The 20592-nt window shown below is 35.3% G+C and carries 18 protein-coding genes; 9 read left to right on the top strand and 9 right to left on the bottom strand.

Annotated elements, in window-relative coordinates; all coding sequences use genetic code 11:
• The 9 genes from gldM to AB8B65_RS18960 form a co-directional block, all read right to left on the bottom strand.
• Window positions 1-1133, bottom strand: a 1133-nt coding sequence (gene gldM / locus AB8B65_RS19000; protein ID WP_405302861.1) for a gliding motility protein GldM, incomplete at its 3' end; no start/stop codon positions are given.
• Window positions 1134-1185: 52 nt separating this feature from the next.
• The gene (gene gldL / locus AB8B65_RS18995; protein ID WP_405302860.1) at window positions 1186-1818 is read right to left on the bottom strand and encodes a gliding motility protein GldL; all 633 of its coding nucleotides are present in this window, start codon (window positions 1816-1818) and stop codon (window positions 1186-1188) included.
• Between the two features lie 94 nt (window positions 1819-1912).
• On the bottom strand, window positions 1913-3277 hold the full coding sequence (gene gldK / locus AB8B65_RS18990) for a gliding motility lipoprotein GldK (RefSeq protein ID WP_405302859.1): 1365 nt from the start codon (window positions 3275-3277) through the stop codon (window positions 1913-1915).
• Between the two features lie 151 nt (window positions 3278-3428).
• A complete protein-coding gene (locus AB8B65_RS18985) occupies window positions 3429-4598 on the bottom strand; it encodes a formimidoylglutamase (protein WP_405302858.1) in 1170 nt (389 codons plus the stop codon).
• Window positions 4598-7093, bottom strand: a complete 2496-nt coding sequence (gene topA, locus AB8B65_RS18980) for a type I DNA topoisomerase (RefSeq protein WP_405302857.1) — start codon at window positions 7091-7093, stop codon at window positions 4598-4600. The genes AB8B65_RS18985 and topA overlap by 1 nt, the downstream gene beginning before the upstream one ends.
• A gap of 105 nt (window positions 7094-7198) precedes the next feature.
• Complete coding sequence (locus AB8B65_RS18975; protein WP_405302856.1) at window positions 7199-8416, bottom strand: hypothetical protein; 1218 nt, start codon at window positions 8414-8416, stop codon at window positions 7199-7201.
• Window positions 8403-8999 carry an RNA polymerase sigma factor gene (locus AB8B65_RS18970; protein WP_405302855.1) on the bottom strand — a complete coding sequence of 199 codons (597 nt, stop codon included), beginning with the start codon at window positions 8997-8999 and terminating at the stop codon, window positions 8403-8405. Before AB8B65_RS18970 ends, AB8B65_RS18975 begins: the two co-directional genes overlap by 14 nt.
• A complete protein-coding gene (locus AB8B65_RS18965) occupies window positions 8993-10054 on the bottom strand; it encodes a hypothetical protein (RefSeq protein WP_405302854.1) in 1062 nt (353 codons plus the stop codon). Before AB8B65_RS18965 ends, AB8B65_RS18970 begins: the two co-directional genes overlap by 7 nt.
• Before the next feature lie 137 nt (window positions 10055-10191).
• A complete protein-coding gene (locus AB8B65_RS18960; protein WP_405302853.1) occupies window positions 10192-11424 on the bottom strand; it encodes an LVIVD repeat-containing protein in 1233 nt (410 codons plus the stop codon).
• A 162-nt stretch (window positions 11425-11586) separates the two neighbouring features.
• Here AB8B65_RS18960 and miaB point away from each other — a divergent pair, with 162 nt between their 5' ends.
• The 9 genes from miaB to groL all read left to right on the top strand — a co-directional run bounded on the left by miaB (window position 11587) and on the right by groL (window position 20495).
• A complete protein-coding gene (gene miaB / locus AB8B65_RS18955; protein WP_405302852.1) occupies window positions 11587-13032 on the top strand; it encodes a tRNA (N6-isopentenyl adenosine(37)-C2)-methylthiotransferase MiaB in 1446 nt (481 codons plus the stop codon).
• A gap of 131 nt (window positions 13033-13163) precedes the next feature.
• Window positions 13164-14123, top strand: a complete 960-nt coding sequence (locus AB8B65_RS18950; protein ID WP_405302851.1) for a hypothetical protein — start codon at window positions 13164-13166, stop codon at window positions 14121-14123.
• Between the two features lie 40 nt (window positions 14124-14163).
• A complete protein-coding gene (locus tag AB8B65_RS18945; protein ID WP_405302850.1) occupies window positions 14164-15141 on the top strand; it encodes a hypothetical protein in 978 nt (325 codons plus the stop codon).
• A gap of 19 nt (window positions 15142-15160) precedes the next feature.
• Window positions 15161-16420, top strand: coding sequence for a sigma-54 interaction domain-containing protein (locus AB8B65_RS18940; protein ID WP_405302849.1), 1260 nt, complete (start codon window positions 15161-15163; stop codon window positions 16418-16420).
• 18 nt (window positions 16421-16438) lie between these two features.
• Complete coding sequence (locus AB8B65_RS18935) at window positions 16439-16939, top strand: LptE family protein (protein ID WP_405302848.1); 501 nt, start codon at window positions 16439-16441, stop codon at window positions 16937-16939.
• A gap of 1 nt (window position 16940) precedes the next feature.
• Window positions 16941-17987 carry a hypothetical protein gene (locus AB8B65_RS18930; RefSeq protein ID WP_405302847.1) on the top strand — a complete coding sequence of 349 codons (1047 nt, stop codon included), beginning with the start codon at window positions 16941-16943 and terminating at the stop codon, window positions 17985-17987.
• 6 nt (window positions 17988-17993) lie between these two features.
• Window positions 17994-18368, top strand: coding sequence for a preprotein translocase subunit SecG (gene secG / locus AB8B65_RS18925; protein ID WP_405302846.1), 375 nt, complete (start codon window positions 17994-17996; stop codon window positions 18366-18368).
• Window positions 18369-18520: 152 nt separating this feature from the next.
• On the top strand, window positions 18521-18799 hold the full coding sequence (gene groES / locus AB8B65_RS18920; RefSeq protein ID WP_405302845.1) for a co-chaperone GroES: 279 nt from the start codon (window positions 18521-18523) through the stop codon (window positions 18797-18799).
• Window positions 18800-18857: 58 nt separating this feature from the next.
• Window positions 18858-20495 (top strand): chaperonin GroEL, encoded by a 1638-nt coding sequence (groL, locus tag AB8B65_RS18915; protein ID WP_405302844.1) that lies wholly within the window; start codon window positions 18858-18860, stop codon window positions 20493-20495.
• The last annotated feature ends 97 nt before the right edge of the window (window positions 20496-20592 follow it).

Below are 20592 nucleotides of genomic sequence, written 5' to 3'. Positions count from 1 at the left end.
TTTCCAACTTTGCTTAATCCTGGCGCATTGGCAACAACTTTGTTATCAGATACACCTGCAAAAGAAATTGTCATTGGGTTTACAACACCACGGTATACTACGTTCATTTTATCAGCAGAAATTGTAGCTGAGTTTGGACGTGGTACTACTACATAGTTTCCTTTGATTGGAATTTCAAGTGGCTTACCATCTTCTGTGAAAGTAAATTTACCTTCAATATCATGTTCTCCAACATTTCCAACATTGAAGTCTAGTGTTGCTGCTCCAGTTGGATCAATAGCTTCACTCAAGTTGATTTCTTTTCCTTGAACTACTAATTTTGTTGGTGGTACTTTCGCATATTTTCCTATAACTACTTTTCCTTGGAATTTTTCACCCGCGAAAAAAGCTGATTTTTCAGAAAGTATAATTGCTTGGTATTTGTTTAGTGATACTGCGTCTGTTAGTACGTTTCCTAAGAATAAGTTCATCATATTAGCTTCCGTTACTTTTACATCATTTTGCATAGCTGTTAACTTTGTATATGATGCAATTGCTGGAAAACCTTGGAAGTTATAATTTAACCAATCGATTTCTTTACCATCTTTATTAGTTACTTTACCTGTACTGAATAATTCTTCAAAGCTTTCTAAAGCTTTTGTATACTTGATATCTGCTCCTAAAATTTCTCTAACTCTAGTTTTGTATGCTTCAACTTTAGCCATTACTTCTTTACCTTCTTTGGTAAGTCCGTCACCTGTAAACCAAGCTACATCTAAGATATCGGTTTTATCCATTTCTTCAAAAGGAAGCAAATTAGTTTCTTTATCTACTTCATACTTTCCTTTTTCTAATAACTTTTTCTTTAATCCTGCTAAATAATTGTAGAATTCTTCAGATGCTATACTTACTTCTTTGGCTTTTGCCGCTGGAATCATAAATTCCTCTGGCTTTTCGTCACCTTTTTTCTGTAAGTCATCTAATAGTGCTGTGTTTCTTTCACTTGTTGCTAAGTTTGCTCTTTCAAACTTAGTATCCATTAATCCGAAAGCTGATAGTACTTCTTTTGACATATTCATTGCCATCATTGCAATAAATACTAAGTACATCAGGTTAATCATTTTCTGCCTTGCAGATGCTTTTCCTCCTGCCATTTCTAATTAGTTTTTTTTGTTAATTTTTGTTGAATTAAGTAATAAATACTAATTAGTTTTTGTTCATTGCAGATAACATTCCTCCATATACACCATTTAATGATGATAAGTTAGATGCTAATGATTGCATTTGATCTTTTAACTTCGCAGCGTTCTCTACAGCTTCTTCGTTGATTGCTGCTTGACGATTTGCGCTATCCATCTGTACTTTATAAAGGCTATTTAAAGATTCCATTTGTGCTGCAGCTAAAGACATTTGTTCTCCGTACTTTTTAGTAGAAGAAATTGCATCAACTGTTGGAGAGATTCCTTTTGCAGCTCCTTCGAAACTACGAATACTTTCTCCTAAGCTACTCATTAATTCGCCATCTCTTCTTGCGTCTTTTAATAGGATATCTATTTTTTTTGTTAATAATCCTTCTGCATCTGTTGCTTCTTGTTTTTTAGCTTTCGCCTTAGCAGATCCTCCTGATAATTCAGGATATACTAATGACCAATCTAGTTCAGATGTTTGTCTTTCAAAGGCTGAATATGTAAATACTAGTGCTTCTACAATCATTCCAAGTGTTAGGATTTCACTTGCGTAAGGCCAGTGTTGAATTTTAAATAATGCTCCTACAATTACAATTGCCGCTCCAAGTCCATATACCATGTTCGTAAGCGTGATCTTGCCATTCTTTGCCATAATAATCTAATTTTTAGTTTAGTGTTTAGTTAATAAATTTAAGTGTTCGGGTTAACCTTGGTAAGGTTTATTTTTAGTATTAGGATTGTTTTTTTTATTGTTTGCCTGTTCCAATTACGTCAGTTCCCATGTAGCTTTGTACCGTTCTGAAACCAATGTAACTTCTTGCTGAATCTTTGTACTCGTAGTCTCTTGTACTTACTTGTAAGAAGTACTCAACATCTTTCCATGATCCTCCACGAATAACTTTACGTGTGTTTAGTGTATCATTTACATTTGGACTCATTGTAGACATGTATTCGTATGAACTTGGGTCATACGATGACGCCGTCCATTCTGCTACATTTCCTGCCATGTTGTAAAGATTGAAGTCGTTTGGTTCAAATGCATCTCCTTCAACCGTATATAACGCTTGATCTGCTGCATAGTTCCCTCGTAATGGCTTGAAGTTTGCCAAGAAACAACCTCTGTCGTTCATTGTGTAAGGTCCTCCCCAAGGATACGTTGCTCCTTCGAGTCCACCTCTTGCTGCGTATTCCCACTCTGCTTCAGATGGTAATCTGAATTTATTGATTTGGTGACGCTTTCTTTCTTTTCTGTAGATATTCTTTTTAAGTGTTCTCCACTCACAAAATGCTTTTGCTTGTTTCCAAGTAACTCCTACTACTGGATATTGATTGTATGCATCGTGCCAAAAGTAATCGTTATGCATTGGCTCATTGTATGAGTATTCAAAGTCTCTAATCCATACTGTAGTATCTGGATAGATTTCTAAGTTTTCTCTTTTGATGAATTTTGTACGCTTCATCCCTTTGTTCTTGGCTGCAGCTTGAATATCCATCCATGTATATTGGAAACGCACTTTTGTCCAATCGATTGTACGCTGTCCATTGTATGATTCTGCTTCAGGAATTAACATAGAGTCCATTACTTCCGCATAGAATTCATCTGGAATTTCAGAGTAATCCCAAATTAAATCTACATCTTGGTTTAGGCGTCTACCTTCGTATCCAGTAGGTCCCATTCCTGCATAGTTATCTATGTTATACTTTTGCCAAGCAGTCATGTCCGTTGTGTCGGCATCTTTAAAAATGTATTTTGCAATTCCATCTTCGTCAGGATCAGTTTTACCTTCTTCATCGGCAAGAATTGCCAGTTTAGTTCTAATGGTAGAATCACGAACCCAGTACACAAATTCTCTATATTCACTATTCGTAATTTCAGTTTCATCCATATAGAACGATGGAACTGTTACTGTTTTAGTTGGTGCGTTTTTAGTCTGAGCAATGTCATCATCTGACTTACCCATAATAAAGGAACCACCGGGAACTAGCGACATACCATAAGGTTTTTCAGGGTGCCATTTTTTACCTTTGACACCGACTAGCTCACCTCTGTCTTTAGAACCACAGCTATAAAGAAATGCTAAAACGGCTGTTAATACAACAATCTTTTTCATACGGAATTATTGAGGTTAATACGTTTTTTATAGATTTTAAGGGCGTAAACCTATCTATTTATTTTTAAAAAAACAATTTTTTATTCTAAAAACTAATGGTTTTAAATCGCTTTTTTTAAATATCAATTTAAGGTTTTGTTAACACGCTTAATTAATTTATACTCTTTTTATACGCCATCCACCATCTTTCAGGGATAATTTGATTGCATGCATTCAAATAATCTTGGTGTGTGCAAGGTAATAACGTATGTCTTTTTAATTTATTATTCAAACTTGAAATAAATGGTATTTCTATCCACCATCTTTCAGTTTTATTACTCTTGTAAAAAATCATTTCTTCTACATCATTTGGCACTATATACTTTAAATAGTCGTCTTTTGATGTAAATGGATAGTCTTTTACACGATAATTGACTCCTTCAATGAAATACCAAATCATTTGCGCTACTAACATCGCGGTAATTTCTTCATCTTTGGAATTTCGGTATTCAAAAACTCCAAACGAAGATACTTTATCACTTATTCCCGCGTAACGGCTAATTGCACATATTTCTTTTCCATCCAAACCATTTGGCGACGTATTTTGATTTCCACTTACTTCTGAGGCTTTTACCGCAGATAAATCAATTCCGACAATATCGGCATCACGTGTAATCGGTTCTACAATGCTTATGTCATTTGAAACATTCCCTAAACGATATGCATCAAAGAATAGTTTTTGCATTAAGTCTATTTCTTCTTGCGAATTGAAATAGGTTTGGTATCCAATATTACTATAATTAAATAAATTATGTGGCGCCTCGGTGATTATTTTTCCCATATACGAATGGTTACTCATCGAGTTTGTTATGGCACCAAAATCAAATTTACTATCTACATTTACAATATTAACCGTTTGCTCTAAATTGTCGTACGCACGGTACATGGCATACATTAAATCTTGACTTCCTCCTAAAATAACAGGAATGATGTCTTTTTTTATTAACGACTCCATGATTCTTTTGAGTGCCGCATAGGTATCCTCAACGGTATCTCCTTTTTGAAGATTTCCTAAGTCTACCATTTTATGACTCCAGTTTCCTGGATAGAGACTGTATAACGCTTTTCGAATTTCTAACAAATCTAAACTTTCGCCCAAATAATTGATATCGCTTCGATTTTCAAGCACTGCGATAATTGCAAATTTTGCTACTGCAATCGATTCTGGAAGCCCTTTTTTGGACGTGTGAATGTCTATTTGGTTTCCCAATGCATGTGGCGATAATAATTCAGTATGCGCCACCAATAAATCATTGACAGGCGATAAAAACTCAAACTCCATTATTTTTTAGCTTTTGGTTTCGCTTTTGCCTTTGCTTTGGTTTTTTTCTTTGGAGCTTTTGCTTCAATCATTTTTTGAACTTCTTCTAAAGTCAATTTTGTTGCATCGACCGTTTTTGGAAGTTCTATTTTTATTTTTCCTTTGAGAATGTTACTTCTTCCCCATCGTGCTTTTTCGACACGAATACCTTCTTCTTCCCAGTTATGAATTACTTTATCGCGTTCTTTTTGTTTTTTGTCTTCGATGAGTTCTTCAATATCTGCCTGAGAAAGATTATCAAAATCATATTTTTTATTGACATTGATAAAGATTCCGTTCCATTTTAAGAAAGGACCAAAACGCCCAACTCCTTTGGTAACATTATGTGTTTCGTATTGTGCAATTGGCGCATCTGCTTTTTCACGTGCTACAATTAACTCCATTGCTCTGTCCATTTCCACACTTAGCGGATCTTCTCCTTTGTCTAAGGAAATGAATTTTTTACCAAATTTCACATACGGACCGTAACGACCGTTATTTACCTCAACAGTTTCACCTTTGTATTCTCCAAGTGCTTTTGGCAATTGGAATAAATCCATAGCTTGTTCGTAGGTAATGGTATTTAATTGCTGATCTGGGCTTAAACTAGCAAATTTAGGCTTTTCTTCATCGTCTACCGTTCCAATTTGCACCATTGGCCCAAACTTTCCTAAACGCACGCTGACTTGTTTTCCCGTTTCCGGATCTTTTCCTAAGATACGTTCGCCAGATTCACGTTCAGCATTTTCTTTTACATCTTCTACTTTTGGATGAAAGTCCTTGTAGAAACTTTTCATCATTACTTTCCATTCTTCGTTTCCAGAAGCAATGTCATCAAAGTCTTGCTCTACTTTTGCAGTAAAGTTATAATCAAGAATTGAAGCGAAATTTTTCACCAAGAAATCATTTACAATCATTCCAATATCGGTTGGCACTAATTTCCCTTTGTCCGAACCTACTTTTTCAGTGAGTTCTTTTTCTATGATTTTATCTCCTTTTAAGGTAAGTTGCTCGTATTGTCTTTCTACACCTTCAACCGTACCTTTTTCGACGTATCCTCTGTTTTGAATGGTAGAAATTGTTGGCGCATATGTAGATGGTCGTCCAATTCCTAACTCTTCCAATTGTTTTACTAAAGAAGCTTCCGTAAATCGGTATGGTGCTTTTGTATACCGTTGTGTTGCGGAGATGAATTCGTTTGCAAGTTGTTCTCCCACAAATAATGCTGGCAACATTCCATCTTGTTCTTCATCGTCATCATCTTTTCCTTCAAGGTATACTTTTAGGAAACCTTCAAACTTTAATACTTCTCCGTTTGCTGTAAAACGTTCGCCATGTGTATTGGCTTCTATTTTTACATTGGTACGTTCTAGTTTTGCATCACTCATTTGTGAAGCTAGTGTACGTTTCCAAATTAATTCATATAAACGCACTTGATCGTATTCTGCATCAACCGAATGGTTTTCCATGTTGGTCGGACGAATAGCCTCATGCGCTTCTTGTGCACCTTTTGCTTTGCTTTTGTAGTTTCTTGGGTGACTGTATTCTTCACCGTACGAACGAATGATTTCTTCCTGCGCCGCAGTTTTTGCGTCGTTAGAAAGATTCACACTATCCGTTCTCATATACGTAATATAACCTGCTTCGTACAAGCGTTGCGCTAAGGTCATTGTTTTACTTACTGAGAAATATAGCTTTCGCGATGCTTCTTGTTGTAGTGTTGATGTGGTAAATGGTGCGGCTGGCGATTTTTTTGCTGGCTTGGTTTCTAAGTTTGCAATTTTAAAATCGGCACCTACATTTTTAGCTAAGAAATCTTTTGCTTCTTGATGCGTTGGAAATGTTTTATTGAGTCTTGCTTTGAATTTTTTCCCTTTTGAGTTTAAGAATTCAGCTGCAACTTTGAAAGATACTTGTGGTTTAAAGTCTTGAATGCTACGTTCGCGTTCTACGATTAAACGTACTGAAACCGATTGTACACGTCCGGCAGACAATCCGCCTTTTACTTTTCTCCAAAGTACTGGCGACAACTCGTATCCTACCAATCTGTCTAAGATTCTACGTGCTTGTTGTGCGTTTACTAAGTTGTAATCTATATCTCTTGGATTGTCAATAGCTTTTAAGATTGCCGTTTTGGTAATTTCGTGAAATACAATTCGTTTTGTACGTTCTGGCGTAAGCTTTAATGTTTCTGCTAAATGCCATGCAATTGCTTCTCCTTCGCGATCCTCATCACTAGCGAGCCAAACAATTTCTGCTTTCTTCGCTAAGTCTTTTAATTTTTTTACTACTGCTTTTTTATCGTCAGAGACAATATATTCAGGCTCAAAATCGCCATCAACATTTACACCTAATTCTTTGGAAGGTAAATCCGCAATGTGACCAAAACTTGATTCTACTTTGTAATCTTTTCCAAGAAATTTTTCAATCGTTTTTGCCTTTGCAGGTGACTCAACAATTACCAGATTCTTTGCCATATATTATTTTTTCAAAGTACAAAAGTAGGTAGATTTTTTAAAAACGGGCACTTTTTTTTATGTTTCCAGTTTTTTAACATCTGTACTATTTTACTTTTTGCTACTTCAAAAATCATATTTTACACCTATAGTAAATGCTCCAAATTTCTTTTCTCCGAGGTAATTTATGTATGGTGAGAATTCATATTTGAAAACCAATCCAACTTTTTTATAGTGTAAAATAGAGAAAAGACCATAATTAATTTTTCGCTCAAATAAATTGATGTTTTTTTCACTAAAAAAGTCATTGTTGGGCGAATACAACTCATATCCAGTATATACTCCAGCTTCTACTCCAAAGTTTCCATAGCGTTTTTCGAGGCTCGAGTGCGCGTTTAAACTTAATTCCCCTCTATTGAAGCTTAATGAATCCTTTTTGAAACGTAAATTTCTGAATTGCAATGCTCCTCCGTAGTTAAACTCATAGTTGTTTTTTAACTTTTTTTCTTTCGCATATGACAACTCAAATACATAGGAGCCAACTAATTTATAATCGTTTGACTTTACAAAACCATTGAAACCTACCATGAGATCAAGGTTGCCATAGGCTTCCTTTACTTTTTTAGATTGTTTCTTCTTTTTTCGCTTCTTTTTAAGCCTGTCTGGCGTTACCAATTTCCAAGGATTTATTTTTAATCCTGCTGCGTTTAAGTAGAATATTTCTTCTCCTTCTGCATATATCACATCCCTTTTACTTCCAAATTTATTTTCCTTATTGGATTTTGTCGACATATTTAAAACATTCACTGAAGCCTTTCTTTTTGTACTATTAAATCGTGAATTGACACCAGTCTGCGTTTGTACAATACCATTTTTAGCTCCACGCATGTTGTTAGTAGTTTGGCGCTGATTTTTTGTTTGCGATTCCGATTGCATCACTGAAGTGTTCGTTCCAGCTTGACTGGCATCATTCACGATTGAAGTTGAACTTGAACTTGAACTTGAAGTTGAGTTTGAGTTTGAGTTTGAGTTTGAGTTTGAGTTTAAACTCGAAACTGAATTTGCGTTGGTTTCTGTATTTTTATTTTTGGTTGAATTTAATTGCTCTATATTTTTGTTCGAATTTGAAATTGCATTTGCATCAATAGTTGTTTCAGAATTTACGCCAACATATATTCCTAACGAGCAAAATAGCGCCAGTAAGACAATATATATAATGAGTCGTTTGCGTTTTTTACGCTTCATTTTTTGTTGCACCACATTCCAGCCATCCGCAGAAGGTTTCGCTGTACGATCGGAAAGCGCTGTTTTAGCAAGCGCATCTATGTAATCAAAATCTTCCATGAGCCTTTTTTATGGTTTGCAATTGTTCTTTTAACAGTTTTCGCGCTCTAAATAAGCGTGTTTTTGAAGTTGTTTCTGGTATTTTTAATAGTTCAGATATTTCTTTGTGCGAATATCCTTCTATTGCATATAGATTGAATACTAACTTAAATTCTATTGGAAGTTGCTCAATGAGTCGTTGAATTTCCGAAACTTCTTCTACTGGTTTTTGATAGGTTTTTTGTTTTTCTAAGATCACGTCACTTTGCGATGCGATGATAAATTTTTTCTTCCGCAGAAATGATAAGCTTTCTCGGATCATGATTTTACGGATCCAACCTTCAAAACTTCCTTCGTTTTTATATTTTTTTATGTTGAAAAACACTTTTACAAAACCATTGTGCATTACTTCTTCCGCCAAAGTTTTATCGGAAATAAAGTTGCAGCACGCCGCTAACATTTTGGGCGCAAAGGTTTCATAAACTGCTTTTTGCGCACGCTCATCGCCTTTGGTTAATGCCCTAATGTTATATGTTGCTTCGTTTGCGTTTTCCAAAAACGTTTGCCCTATTTGGTTGTTTTGTATTTGAATTGTTTTTAGCAAGTTGTCGATCTGATTGTTATCGGAATGATGAAAAATTCGTCACTTGTTCCATAATATATACGCACAAAAATGGTTTGGTCTTGTGTTGTATTTTGATAGGATGTTTGCGAAAGCGGATTAACCTCAGCATCTGCGTCCATTTGTGTTTCATAGAATGCAATGCTGTCGTCGTCTGTTAATGCTTCTAAATCTTCAATTTGCAAAATACAAGGTATGTAATTTTCGAATATAAATTCTGAAATTTCCGAACCATCAACACCTTCACATTCCGAGAAGATGAGTTGTGTACAGTAATTTTCTTCTTCGCATTCGTTTGTTAATGTAAAACTAATATCATCGTTGGTGAATTGCATCATTTCGCTGGAAAAATTTTCAACCTTCCAATCAAAATTCCAGTCATCTGCGGTTGTTCCTTCTTCTTCAAACGTAACATTTGCGTGTAATTCGTATTCTATAAAGTAAAAAATCCAAGTTCCTTCATGCAGTTCGCCATTGTTGTAAAATTGAAACGTTCCGCTGTCAGCGACATCAAATACGGAATTTTCATACGCATCTTCGGTTTCATCGTCATGACTTACAACCCACACACATTCTTGCACTAATAAATTGCATTGCCCAATAATTTCTTGTTGCTGCACATCTATACAATCGTCAATGGCTTGTTTGAGTTCATCTTTATTTTGAATTAGGAATTCTTCACCACTTTCTAAGATACTTTGAATAGGAAAGTTGATCCCGATACTATTTCCTTCAGATATGTTTTCAAGTATAAAACTAAAGTTAGCATCACTTGAAACTATATATTCATTTACCACCATTAAATCGGCGTTAAATTCTAGCATCGTAAATGCGTAGATAAATTTTATACAAGTAATTTCATCTTCGTCTTCTGTTTCGGCTACGCGTTCAATTAAACCAAATAATTCTGATTCTTTTTGAATTACATTTTCCAATGCTACAGTCCCTATTACTTCGTTATCATCTAAATCGGAACACGAAAAAGTGACGAGTCCGACAAAAATTATGAGCGCTATTTTTACAAATTGTTTTTTCATAGTGTAATTGTATTTGTGTTCTATTTATATAGACGCGCTCCATTTTAAAAAGGTTCCCGAGAAATAAAAAAAGAGCCTATTTTTTTCAAAATAGACTCTTTACTATACAGGGTAAAAAAGTTGTTGTAGTAGTGTGATTATTGAATTGTAAATTCACTAATCAATTCAATTCCCGTATTTGTATAATTATATTGTGTGAGCGTATTGCCGCCAATCAGCAACAATTTGTTCTGTAAAGGAATGACGTCATACGCAGTGTTTGTGTTGTAGTTTTGTAATAATTCTAAATTTGAAATATCTGACTTGTTATAGACTTTTAATCCAGAAGCGCCATCACAGATGAATAATTTTTCACCTTTTACGCCCAAACCATAGGGTTCGTCCATAATATATGTTTCTTCTAATTGCGGATTGTATATGTCTGAAATGTTGATAATTTCCAATCGGCTGTCTAGCATTTGCGTGTCTCCGTCCATACAACTTGCGCCTGCACGAAGTGTTACATACGCATAATCGCCATCAACTACTACAGGATCGCAAAACCGTGCATGATCAAAATCAGAAATATATTGCGGTGTACTTGGCTGCGTAATGTCGTAAATATACATTCCTGTTCGTGTTCCTATAAATAATTTATCTTCTTGATAAAAAATCGTTTCTGCTTGCCAAGTCACTCCTTCTTCATTAACTTTTATTGGCGCATCAAGGTTTTGAATATCAAACACATTTATTTTGTAACTGTCAACTACATATAGATAGTCGTCTACAATTTTAAAACGTGCCAACGATCCGCCAGAACCTGTAGAACCATCTGAAGCATTCGATATTTCAAATGTTTCAACATCCAAAATTTCTCTGCGCTCTACCGTAATATCCCAACCAATAATAATATCATCACTTTGCAAATCTGAAGGCCAATTAAAAAAGCTAACATTCTCAGGATATTCTGTATCTCTATGGTTTTCAATCACATTTTCCAAACGCTCCACTTGTTGTATGCTTTCTATCTGACTGATGTCAAAAACGACAACATCCAATCCGCTATCAGCATATAAATAATTTCCTTTTACAGAAACATCTCTATTTAATGGAATTTTTATAAAGTTTATAATATTTGGTTGCAACGGATTTCTATTATCAATTACATGCACACCTTTATCGACATCATTGACAAAAATGTATTGTTCGTATGCATATATTTTTCCAGATTCTACTATATTTTGTGGCGGCAATACTTCGACCGAAGCACGCATTTCTGCTACACTAATCGTAATTGGCGTTGCAATATTTATATATTCATATTCTGTATCATCCGAACAGGAAATAAACAGACAACCTACAATGCATAAAAAGATATAATTAAGTTTCATGATGTGTTGTTTTGGTGATTGGTATATACGATAGATACTGATATCTAAAAAAGGTTGCGTTGAAAAAGCACGTATTTAACATGTCATTATGTCACTATCTTTGAAATAATTCTATCTTTGTACCTTATTCGATAAAAAAATTACGGTTCAGATTACATTTACATGGAGAAGATTATTGACGAAAGCAAGCAAGGAGAACGTATTGTTTTAGCAGAAAACCCAAAGAATACACGAAAGTTATATATAGAAAGTTACGGCTGTCAGATGAATTTTGCTGATAGCGAAGTTGTTGCTTCTATTTTAGCAAAAGAAGGATTCAATACTACAAATCGTTTGGAAGAAGCCGATTTGGTATTGGTAAACACCTGTTCTATTCGGGATAAAGCAGAACAAACTGTGCGCAAACGTCTTGAAAAATACAATGCAGTAAAAAGACTTAATCCTAAAATGAAAGTAGGAGTTTTGGGCTGCATGGCAGAACGCTTAAAAAGCAAATTTTTGGAGGAAGAAAAAATTGTAGATATGGTTGTTGGACCAGATGCCTACAAAGATTTACCAAATTTAGTACAAGAAATTGATGAAGGGCGAAATGCCGTAAATGTAGTGCTTTCGAAAGATGAAACCTATGGAGACATTTCACCTGTTCGTTTAAACTCAAACGGAATTAACGCATTGGTTTCCATCACTAGAGGTTGCGATAATATGTGTACGTTTTGTGTGGTTCCTTTTACACGTGGACGTGAACGAAGCCGTGATCCGCAATCGATTTTAGAAGAAATTCAAGAATTAGTCGATAAAAATTACAAAGAAGTAACACTTCTTGGTCAAAACGTAGACAGTTTTTTATGGTACGGTGGCGGTTTGAAGAAAGATTTTGAAAAAGCGTCTGAAATGCAAAAAGCAACCGCAGTCGATTTTGCAAAATTGCTCGATATGGTAGCTGTAAAATTTCCGAAATTACGCATTCGATTTTCTACATCAAATCCGCAAGACATGCATGAAAATGTATTTCTTGTCATGGCAAAACATCAAAACATTTGCAATCACATTCACTTGCCTGTACAAAGTGGAAGCAATCGTATTTTAAAAGAAATGAACCGTTTGCATACGCGTGAAGAATATTTTCAATTAATTGATAAAATTCGTGAAATACTACCAGAATGTGGAATTTCGCAAGATATGATTGCTGGTTTTCCAACAGAAACGGAAGAAGATCACCAAGACACCTTATCATTAATGGAATATGTAAAATACGGATTTGGTTATATGTTTTCATATTCGGAACGACCAGGAACGATGGCTGCCCGAAAAATGGAAGATGATATTCCCGAAGATGTAAAACAACGTAGGCTTGCAGAAATCATTGCAATGCAGCGAAAACACAGTGCGCACAATACAAAAGCGCAACTGCATAAAATAAAAGAAGTGCTTATTGAAGGAACTTCCAAAAAATCTGATGCACATTGGAAAGGAAGATCTTCAGAAAATACGGTGGTTGTTTTTCCTAAAGAAAACTACAAACCAGGTGACTTTGTAAATGTAAAAATAACCGATTGTACTTCGGCAACTCTTATTGGAGAAGCCATTGAACTATCAGTAAATAATTAATTGCAAACGCGTTTTGCAGCAATCAAAAAAACTCAACTTATGAAATGAACCATAACAAGCTTTCAATAACAAACGAAACTTGTATTGGTGAATTCCATCTGACCTAATTACTAAAAATAAAAAACAAACAGATGAAAAAAACATTATTAATCACGTCAGCAATCTTTGCTTTTTTCTGCTTTTCTTGTGATGATGAACTTTTAGATCCAAATGTCGTTATAGAAGAATCTTCCAGCAATGGCGGAAATACTGGTGGCGGTAACAACGGCGGAAATAATAACGGTGGAAACAACAATGGCGGCAATAACGGCTCAGCACTTTCTGCCTATTCATTAGATACAAACTCAAACGTTCCCATTTTTGGAGAAATTATTACAAATACAGACTTTGTTGTAAATAATGGCCTTGTGGTATCTGCAAATATTCAAGCAACTGCTTTAGGTTTTACTACAAATGCAATAAGCACATTGACTAGAGATGGAAATGGAAAAGTAGTTCAAGTAGAAGGTATGGAAAGTGGAAGTGTAACTAGCAGAACTACTATTACGTACACAGGTGACAATATTACCCAAATAGCGTACGAAGATTTAGGCGATAGTACTGAAAATTACACGTACACGTTTGCATATAGCGGAACTACAGTAACACGCACAAATGCAGCTGCGAATCAATCGGCAGTATTTACGTTCAACTCTAACAGTCAGTTAATTTCTAAAGAATCATTTGATGGAACTACAAGCACACAACTAGAAGTATTGACGTATGTAAATGGAAACTGTACAAACTCTACAGTAACAGGCGCAAATACAGGAAATAACACGTTTGTATACGATTCTTTTACAAATCCGTTAAATTCAGTTTTCAACGATCAATTTCTATTCTCAATGTTTGATAGCGAAAATGATAGTGAAGTTGGAAGTGTGTTGGCAACTTTTCACGGAACCAATAACTGGATTCGAATTGAAACAAATGATGGCAATGTAGACTTAACAGTAACCTACAATGCCAACGATGATATTACAAGCAGAGACGGAAACTTTGATCTTGGTGATGGTGTAGTAATTACACAATCAGAAGCATTTCAATATTAAATTGAAAGCATAAACCGCAAAAACATTAAAACCGATACCAATGAAAAAAACAGTTTTGCTTACCACAATTATACTGGCTTTTTGTTGTTTCTCTTGTGATAACGAACCCTATGATGGCGGAATTTACACAGAACCAACATCAGAAGAACCAACCGATCCTGTAGATCCGGAACCTGTAGATCCGACTCCTGAACCAACTGGATCTTTGCAGCTTTCTGATTATGACTATATAAAAAACTTTTCGTCAGGATTAGGTGATGAAACTACTTTTATAAGCGATTTTGTAATTAATGCGAACAATCAATTTTTATCGCAAAACACCATGTTTACCTTTTTAGGAATTACAGTGAATGGTGTTGGTAACATTATCAGAGATGAAAATAGTAGAGTAACACAAGTACGAACTTCGGTTGATGGCGTACTTATCAATAGAACGATTGTAGAATACAATCTCAACAAAATAAATGAAATTCGTTACGAAGATTTAGAAGATGCTTCTGAAAATTTTACATTCGTATTTACGCATGCAAACAACGAAATAACGCGCATGAGAATGGGAACCAATTCCACCACCAAATTCACTTTTAATGAAACCACAAGTAGGCTAATAAAAAGAGAAACTATGGAAAGCGGAACCGTCATTAAAACAGAAAACATTTCCTACGATGCCAACACAAACTTAACGTCGGTTGTGATTACTGGACAAGATGCAAACACATACACATATATGCATGACAACACCACCAATCCGTTGCGTTTATCGTTAAATGACATGTATATCTATTCTATTTTAAATGATGAATACGATGATCAATACGAGCATTGGCAAGCCATGATTTACAGCACAAACAATGTAACAAGCGTAACTACACAACAAGGAAGTTCCACTTTAGACATTCAATATGATGATGCAGGTGAGCGAATTTTAAGTAGAAACGGAACTATATTTACATCTGTGCCTTCCATTTCTGATGGAACAATGATTACGATTGACGAAACATTTGAATACATAAACTAAAAAAAGAACCTCAAAATACATGGAATCCATACAAGCGATCAAACAACGTTTTGGAATCATTGGAAACAATGCCGCGCTTAATCGTGCTATAGAAAAAGCCTTGCAAGTTTCGCCAACCGATATTTCTGTGTTGGTTACAGGTGAAAGTGGAGTTGGAAAGGAAAGTATTCCTAAAATAATTCATTCACTTTCGCATCGAAAACACGGAAAATACATTGCTGTAAACTGTGGAGCCATTCCAGAAGGCACAATCGATAGTGAACTTTTTGGACACGAAAAAGGTGCGTTTACAGGTGCAACACAAACTCGAAACGGTTATTTTGAAGTTGCCGATAACGGAACCATTTTTTTGGATGAAGTTGGCGAATTGCCACTCACAACACAAGTCCGTTTATTAAGAGTCTTAGAAAATGGTGAATTCATCAAAGTAGGTTCATCAAAAGTGCAAAAAACAAACGTACGTATTGTCGCAGCAACCAATGTAAACATGTTTGAAGCGATCAAAAAAGGAAAATTCAGAGAAGATTTATACTATCGTTTAAGTACGGTTGAAATTCTGCTTCCGCCATTGCGTGCGCGAAAAGATGATATACACTTGTTGTTTAGAAAATTTGCTTCTGACTTTGCCCTAAAGTATAAAATGCCTTCCATTCGTTTGGATGAAAATGCTACGGAAATGCTGACAAAATATCGTTGGAATGGAAACATTCGTCAGTTGCGAAATGTAGCAGAGCAAATTTCTGTATTGGAAAAAAACAGAGCTATTACGCCCGAAATGTTACGTCAGTATTTGCCAAATCCGTCAGGAAACTTACCTGCTGTGATTGAAAGTGAAAAAAGTGAAAGTGACTTTAGTTCGGAACGTGAAATACTGTACAAAGTGCTTTTTGATATGAAAAGTGATTTAAACGATCTCAAGAAACTCACCATGGAATTAATGCAGAATGGCGTTTCGCAAAAAGTAAAAGAAGACAATGAAAGTCTTATCCAAAAAATATATGGCGAAGATGAAAACGATGAAGTTTTCCATGAAGAAGAAACAAATGCTCCTGTAAAACTATTATCAATATCACCCGAAGTTACAGTCGTTTCCGAAACAGACAAATATCATTTTGCAGAAGATGTGGAAGAAGAAGAAACGCTTTCCTTACATGATAAAGAATTAGAACTCATCAAAAAAGCACTAGAACGCAACAAAGGAAAACGAAAAGCTGCTGCCAAAGAATTAGGCATCTCTGAACGAACTTTATACAGAAAAATCAAGCAATTTGATTTATAAATTCAAGAAAACAGTACAATGAAAAAGATAAAAATCATCATCACAACACTTATAGTTACTATTGCGGTAGTAAGTTGCGGCTATAACTTTACAGGAACAGGAGATTTGAATGCAAAAACATATCAAGTCAACTTTTTCCAAAACAATGCACCAATTATTGAACCTGGACTCGACAGAGATTTTACACAAGGTTTACAAGATTTTATTCAAAACCAAACAAGTCTAGATTTGGTAAGAGCTAATGGCGATTTGATATATGAAGGCGAAATTGTAGAATATCGTGTATCTCCAATGAGTGCAACTGCCAACAATACCGCGGCACAAAACCGTTTAACAATAGGTGTACAAATTCGTTTTACGCACAAAAACAGACCAGAAGATGATTTTGATAAGCGTTTTTCGTTCTTTTTTGATTATCCTTCAACTACACAATTACCATCTGTAAAGGCTACGGCTCATCAAGAAATATTTGAACGCTTAAACCTAGATATTTTCAACGCAAGTTTAGCAAATTGGTAACATGAATATTTCTGATTTTACATACATACTCCAAAATCCAATTCACATCAATGCTTCACAAACAGAAGCCATTGCTGCGATCGCCAAAGAGTTTCCGTACTTTCAGGCTGCGCGTGTAGTACACTTAAAAGGATTAAAAAATCAAGATAGCTTTCAGTACAATCAACATCTTAAAATTACAGCGGCATACACGACAGATCGTAGTATTCTATTTGATTTCATTACTTCAAAAACTTTTGAACAACATGTAATTTCGAGTGCTATCAAAGAAACGCACAACAATATTAATGATATTGAAGTTGCTGTGGAAGAAGTTACGGTTGATAAAAATCTTCGTATGGAAGAAGCGATCAAAACGAAGCTTCAAGAAGCAAATGCCATTCTCGATCCCGATTTATTTCTGCCGAAACATACGCAAACTCCAATTCCAATAGCTGCGGAAGTTGAGAATAAAATCGAAATTGAGACTGAAGCTACGGAAGAAAAACAGCAAAAGAAATCTAAAAAGGACAAGAAAAAGAAGAAATCGAAAGACAAAAAAGCTAAAAAATCAGCAGAAGCGACAACAGCTAGTCCAGAAGAAATCCTGCAACTAGGAAAGCCGTTAACATTCAATAATAAAGAAAAACATTCCTTTTCTGAATGGCTTCAACTAACCAATTTACAACCTATTGATCGTTCTGACGAAAGTCAAAAACAGCCAACAGCAGAAAAAATTGCAGCTAAAAAGCCAATTGAAAGCCCAGTTGAAACCACGCTTTCGACAGAAGAAAAAGAAAAAAGATTTGAGTTGATAGACAAGTTTATAGACACAAATCCGAAGATAAAACCCAAGCCAACACTAGAAAAAACAATCAACCTTGCCAGCGAAGTAACTATCGATCAATCGATGCTTATGACCGAAACTTTGGCGAAAGTTTATTTAGAACAAAAGAAATATAAAAAAGCAATTAAAGCTTATAATATTTTAATTTTGAAATATCCAGAAAAAAGTGGTTTCTTTGCAGACCAAATTCGAGCAATAAAAAAATTACAACAAAATAATTAACATACAATGAGTTCAACTTATTACATTTTTATAGTCTTAATCCTTATTGTAGCATTCTTATTAATGCTAGTAATAATGGTACAGAATCCAAAAGGTGGTGGATTATCTTCTTCTTTTGGCGGTGGCGGAAACCAACAAATTGGTGGTGTGCAGAAAACGACAGACTTTTTAGATAAAAGTACGTGGGCATTAGGAACGATATTAATCGTATTAATCCTTGTAACAAACTTTACAAACTTAAGCGCTTCAGAACAACGTTCAAAGTTTTCTGGCGAAGATGTAAAAACAACACAACCAGTTGAAAACAATACAGAAACAAACACAAATACTACAGACGGAACAAACACTCCAGCGAAAACTGAAGATGGTGGTACGCCGTAAGGATTAATTGTGAAAACATATAAAAAAATGCCAGCTTGTCAGAAGCTGGCATTTTTTTTATTTCAATTTGTCAGCATTTGTACAATGGCACAATTTCTGACTCTTTGCTATCCGTAAATAATCGAACAATTAAATATTAAATATTCAACAAAATGAGCAAAGTTAATATCAAACCACTAGCAGATAGAGTTTTGATTGCCCCATTGCCGGCAGCAACAAAAACTGCTTCAGGGCTTTACATTCCAGATTCAGCACAAGAAAAGCAACAACGAGGAACTGTAGTTGCCATTGGATCAGGTAAAAAAGACGAACCGTTAACGGTAAAAGTTGGTGACACTGTTCTTTATGGAAAGTTCTCTGGAACTGAAATTAAATTTGAAGGAGCAGACTACATCATCATGCGAGAAGATGACATTTTAGCAATTATTTAATTAAAAAGCATAACAAACTAGCTAAATGCACTTGCAAATAGCTAACAACTAAAAAATTATGGCAAAAGATATAAAATTTGATATTGAAGCACGCGACGGACTAAAACGTGGTGTGGATGCTTTAGCAAATGCAGTAAAAGTAACTTTAGGACCAAAAGGAAGAAACGTAATCATTAGCAAATCATTTGGTGCGCCATCAGTAACAAAAGATGGTGTTTCGGTAGCAAAAGAAATTGAGCTTGAAGATGCACTAGAAAACATGGGAGCGCAAATGGTAAAAGAAGTTGCTTCCAGAACAAATGATTTGGCTGGTGACGGAACCACAACTGCAACCGTATTAGCGCAAGCAATTGTAAAAGAAGGATTGAAAAATGTTGCCGCTGGTGCAAATCCAATGGATTTAAAAAGAGGAATTGACAAAGCCGTTGCTGCTATTGTGGATGACTTAAACAAGCAAGCAAAAAAAGTAGGTGATTCTTCTGAAAAAATAAAACAAATTGCATCTATTTCTGCAAATAACGACGAAGTTGTTGGAGATTTAATTGCAAAAGCATTCGGAAAAGTTGGAAAAGAAGGTGTGATCACTGTTGAAGAAGCAAAAGGAACCGATACTACTGTAGATGTAGTAGAAGGAATGCAGTTTGACAGAGGATATTTATCTCCGTATTTTGTAACGAACTCTGAAAAAATGGAGGCTGAATTGGAAAGTCCATACATCTTATTATTTGATAAGAAAATTTCTTCAATGAAGGACTTAATGCCCGTTTTAGAACCAGTTGCACAAACAGGAAAACCGTTATTAATTATTGCTGAAGATGTAGATGGTGAAGCATTAGCAACTTTAGTAGTAAACAAATTAAGAGGCGCTTTAAAAATTGCCGCGGTAAAAGCACCAGGATTTGGTGACCGTAGAAAAGCAATGTTAGAAGACATCGCTATTTTAACAGGAGGAACTGTAATTTCGGAAGAAAGAGGTTTCACCTTAGAAAACGCGACAATTGACTTACTTGGTTCTGCTGAAAAAATTACAATTGACAAAGACAATACAACCATTGTAAATGGTGCTGGAGATCCAGATATGATCAAAACGCGTGTTGGACAAATAAAAGCACAGATTGAATCGACAACTTCTGACTATGACAAAGAAAAACTACAAGAACGTTTGGCTAAATTAGCTGGTGGAGTTGCTGTTTTATATGTTGGAGCTGCTTCTGAAGTAGAAATGAAGGAGAAAAAAGACAGAGTTGATGATGCGTTACACGCTACAAGAGCAGCCGTTGAAGAAGGAATTGTTGCTGGTGGTGGAGTTGCATTAGTTCGTGCCAAAGGTGTTTTAGAAAATATTACAACTGATAATTTGGACGAAGTAACAGGTATAAAAATTATTGCACGTGCTATTGAAGAACCTTTGCGTACCATTGTTTCAAACGCTGGTGGCGAAGGAAGTGTTGTTGTTTCAAAAGTAATGGAAGGTAAAAAAGACTTTGGTTACAATGCAAAAACAGACGAATATGTAGACATGCTTAAAGCTGGAATCATTGATCCGAAGAAAGTAACACGTATTGCATTGGAAAATGCAGCTTCTGTATCTGGAATGATTTTAACTACAGAATGCGCATTGATCGACATCAAAGAAGATGCTCCTGCTGGCGGTGGAATGCCACCAATGGGCGGAGGAATGCCAGGAATGATGTAATTAAATGTAAAGAATATATAATAAGAGACTCCGAAAACTTAAAGTTTTTCGGAGTTTTTTTTTGATTTTAATCTTTTAGCATAGTTTTTGTGATATC

Origin of the sequence: Kordia sp. (assembly GCF_045105435.1) — a bacterium.
In the GTDB taxonomy this organism is placed as follows: Bacteria; Bacteroidota; Bacteroidia; order Flavobacteriales; family Flavobacteriaceae; genus Kordia.
This window is presented reverse-complemented; position numbering and strand designations above follow the sequence as displayed.

Coding starts and splice junctions, on each gene's coding strand:
- groL (WP_405302844.1), top strand. CDS start 18,858: ATGGCAAAAGATATAAAATTTGATATTGAAGCACGCGACGGACTAAAA.
- topA (WP_405302857.1), bottom strand. CDS start 7,093: ATGGCAAAGAATCTGGTAATTGTTGAGTCACCTGCAAAGGCAAAAACG.
- AB8B65_RS18940 (WP_405302849.1), top strand. CDS start 15,161: ATGGAATCCATACAAGCGATCAAACAACGTTTTGGAATCATTGGAAAC.
- secG (WP_405302846.1), top strand. CDS start 17,994: ATGAGTTCAACTTATTACATTTTTATAGTCTTAATCCTTATTGTAGCA.
- AB8B65_RS18985 (WP_405302858.1), bottom strand. CDS start 4,598: ATGGAGTTTGAGTTTTTATCGCCTGTCAATGATTTATTGGTGGCGCAT.
- AB8B65_RS18935 (WP_405302848.1), top strand. CDS start 16,439: ATGAAAAAGATAAAAATCATCATCACAACACTTATAGTTACTATTGCG.
- AB8B65_RS18950 (WP_405302851.1), top strand. CDS start 13,164: ATGAAAAAAACATTATTAATCACGTCAGCAATCTTTGCTTTTTTCTGC.
- AB8B65_RS18975 (WP_405302856.1), bottom strand. CDS start 8,416: ATGGAAGATTTTGATTACATAGATGCGCTTGCTAAAACAGCGCTTTCC.
- AB8B65_RS18930 (WP_405302847.1), top strand. CDS start 16,941: ATGAATATTTCTGATTTTACATACATACTCCAAAATCCAATTCACATC.
- AB8B65_RS18945 (WP_405302850.1), top strand. CDS start 14,164: ATGAAAAAAACAGTTTTGCTTACCACAATTATACTGGCTTTTTGTTGT.
- gldL (WP_405302860.1), bottom strand. CDS start 1,818: ATGGCAAAGAATGGCAAGATCACGCTTACGAACATGGTATATGGACTT.
- AB8B65_RS18960 (WP_405302853.1), bottom strand. CDS start 11,424: ATGAAACTTAATTATATCTTTTTATGCATTGTAGGTTGTCTGTTTATT.
- groES (WP_405302845.1), top strand. CDS start 18,521: ATGAGCAAAGTTAATATCAAACCACTAGCAGATAGAGTTTTGATTGCC.
- AB8B65_RS18965 (WP_405302854.1), bottom strand. CDS start 10,054: ATGAAAAAACAATTTGTAAAAATAGCGCTCATAATTTTTGTCGGACTC.
- miaB (WP_405302852.1), top strand. CDS start 11,587: ATGGAGAAGATTATTGACGAAAGCAAGCAAGGAGAACGTATTGTTTTA.
- gldK (WP_405302859.1), bottom strand. CDS start 3,277: ATGAAAAAGATTGTTGTATTAACAGCCGTTTTAGCATTTCTTTATAGC.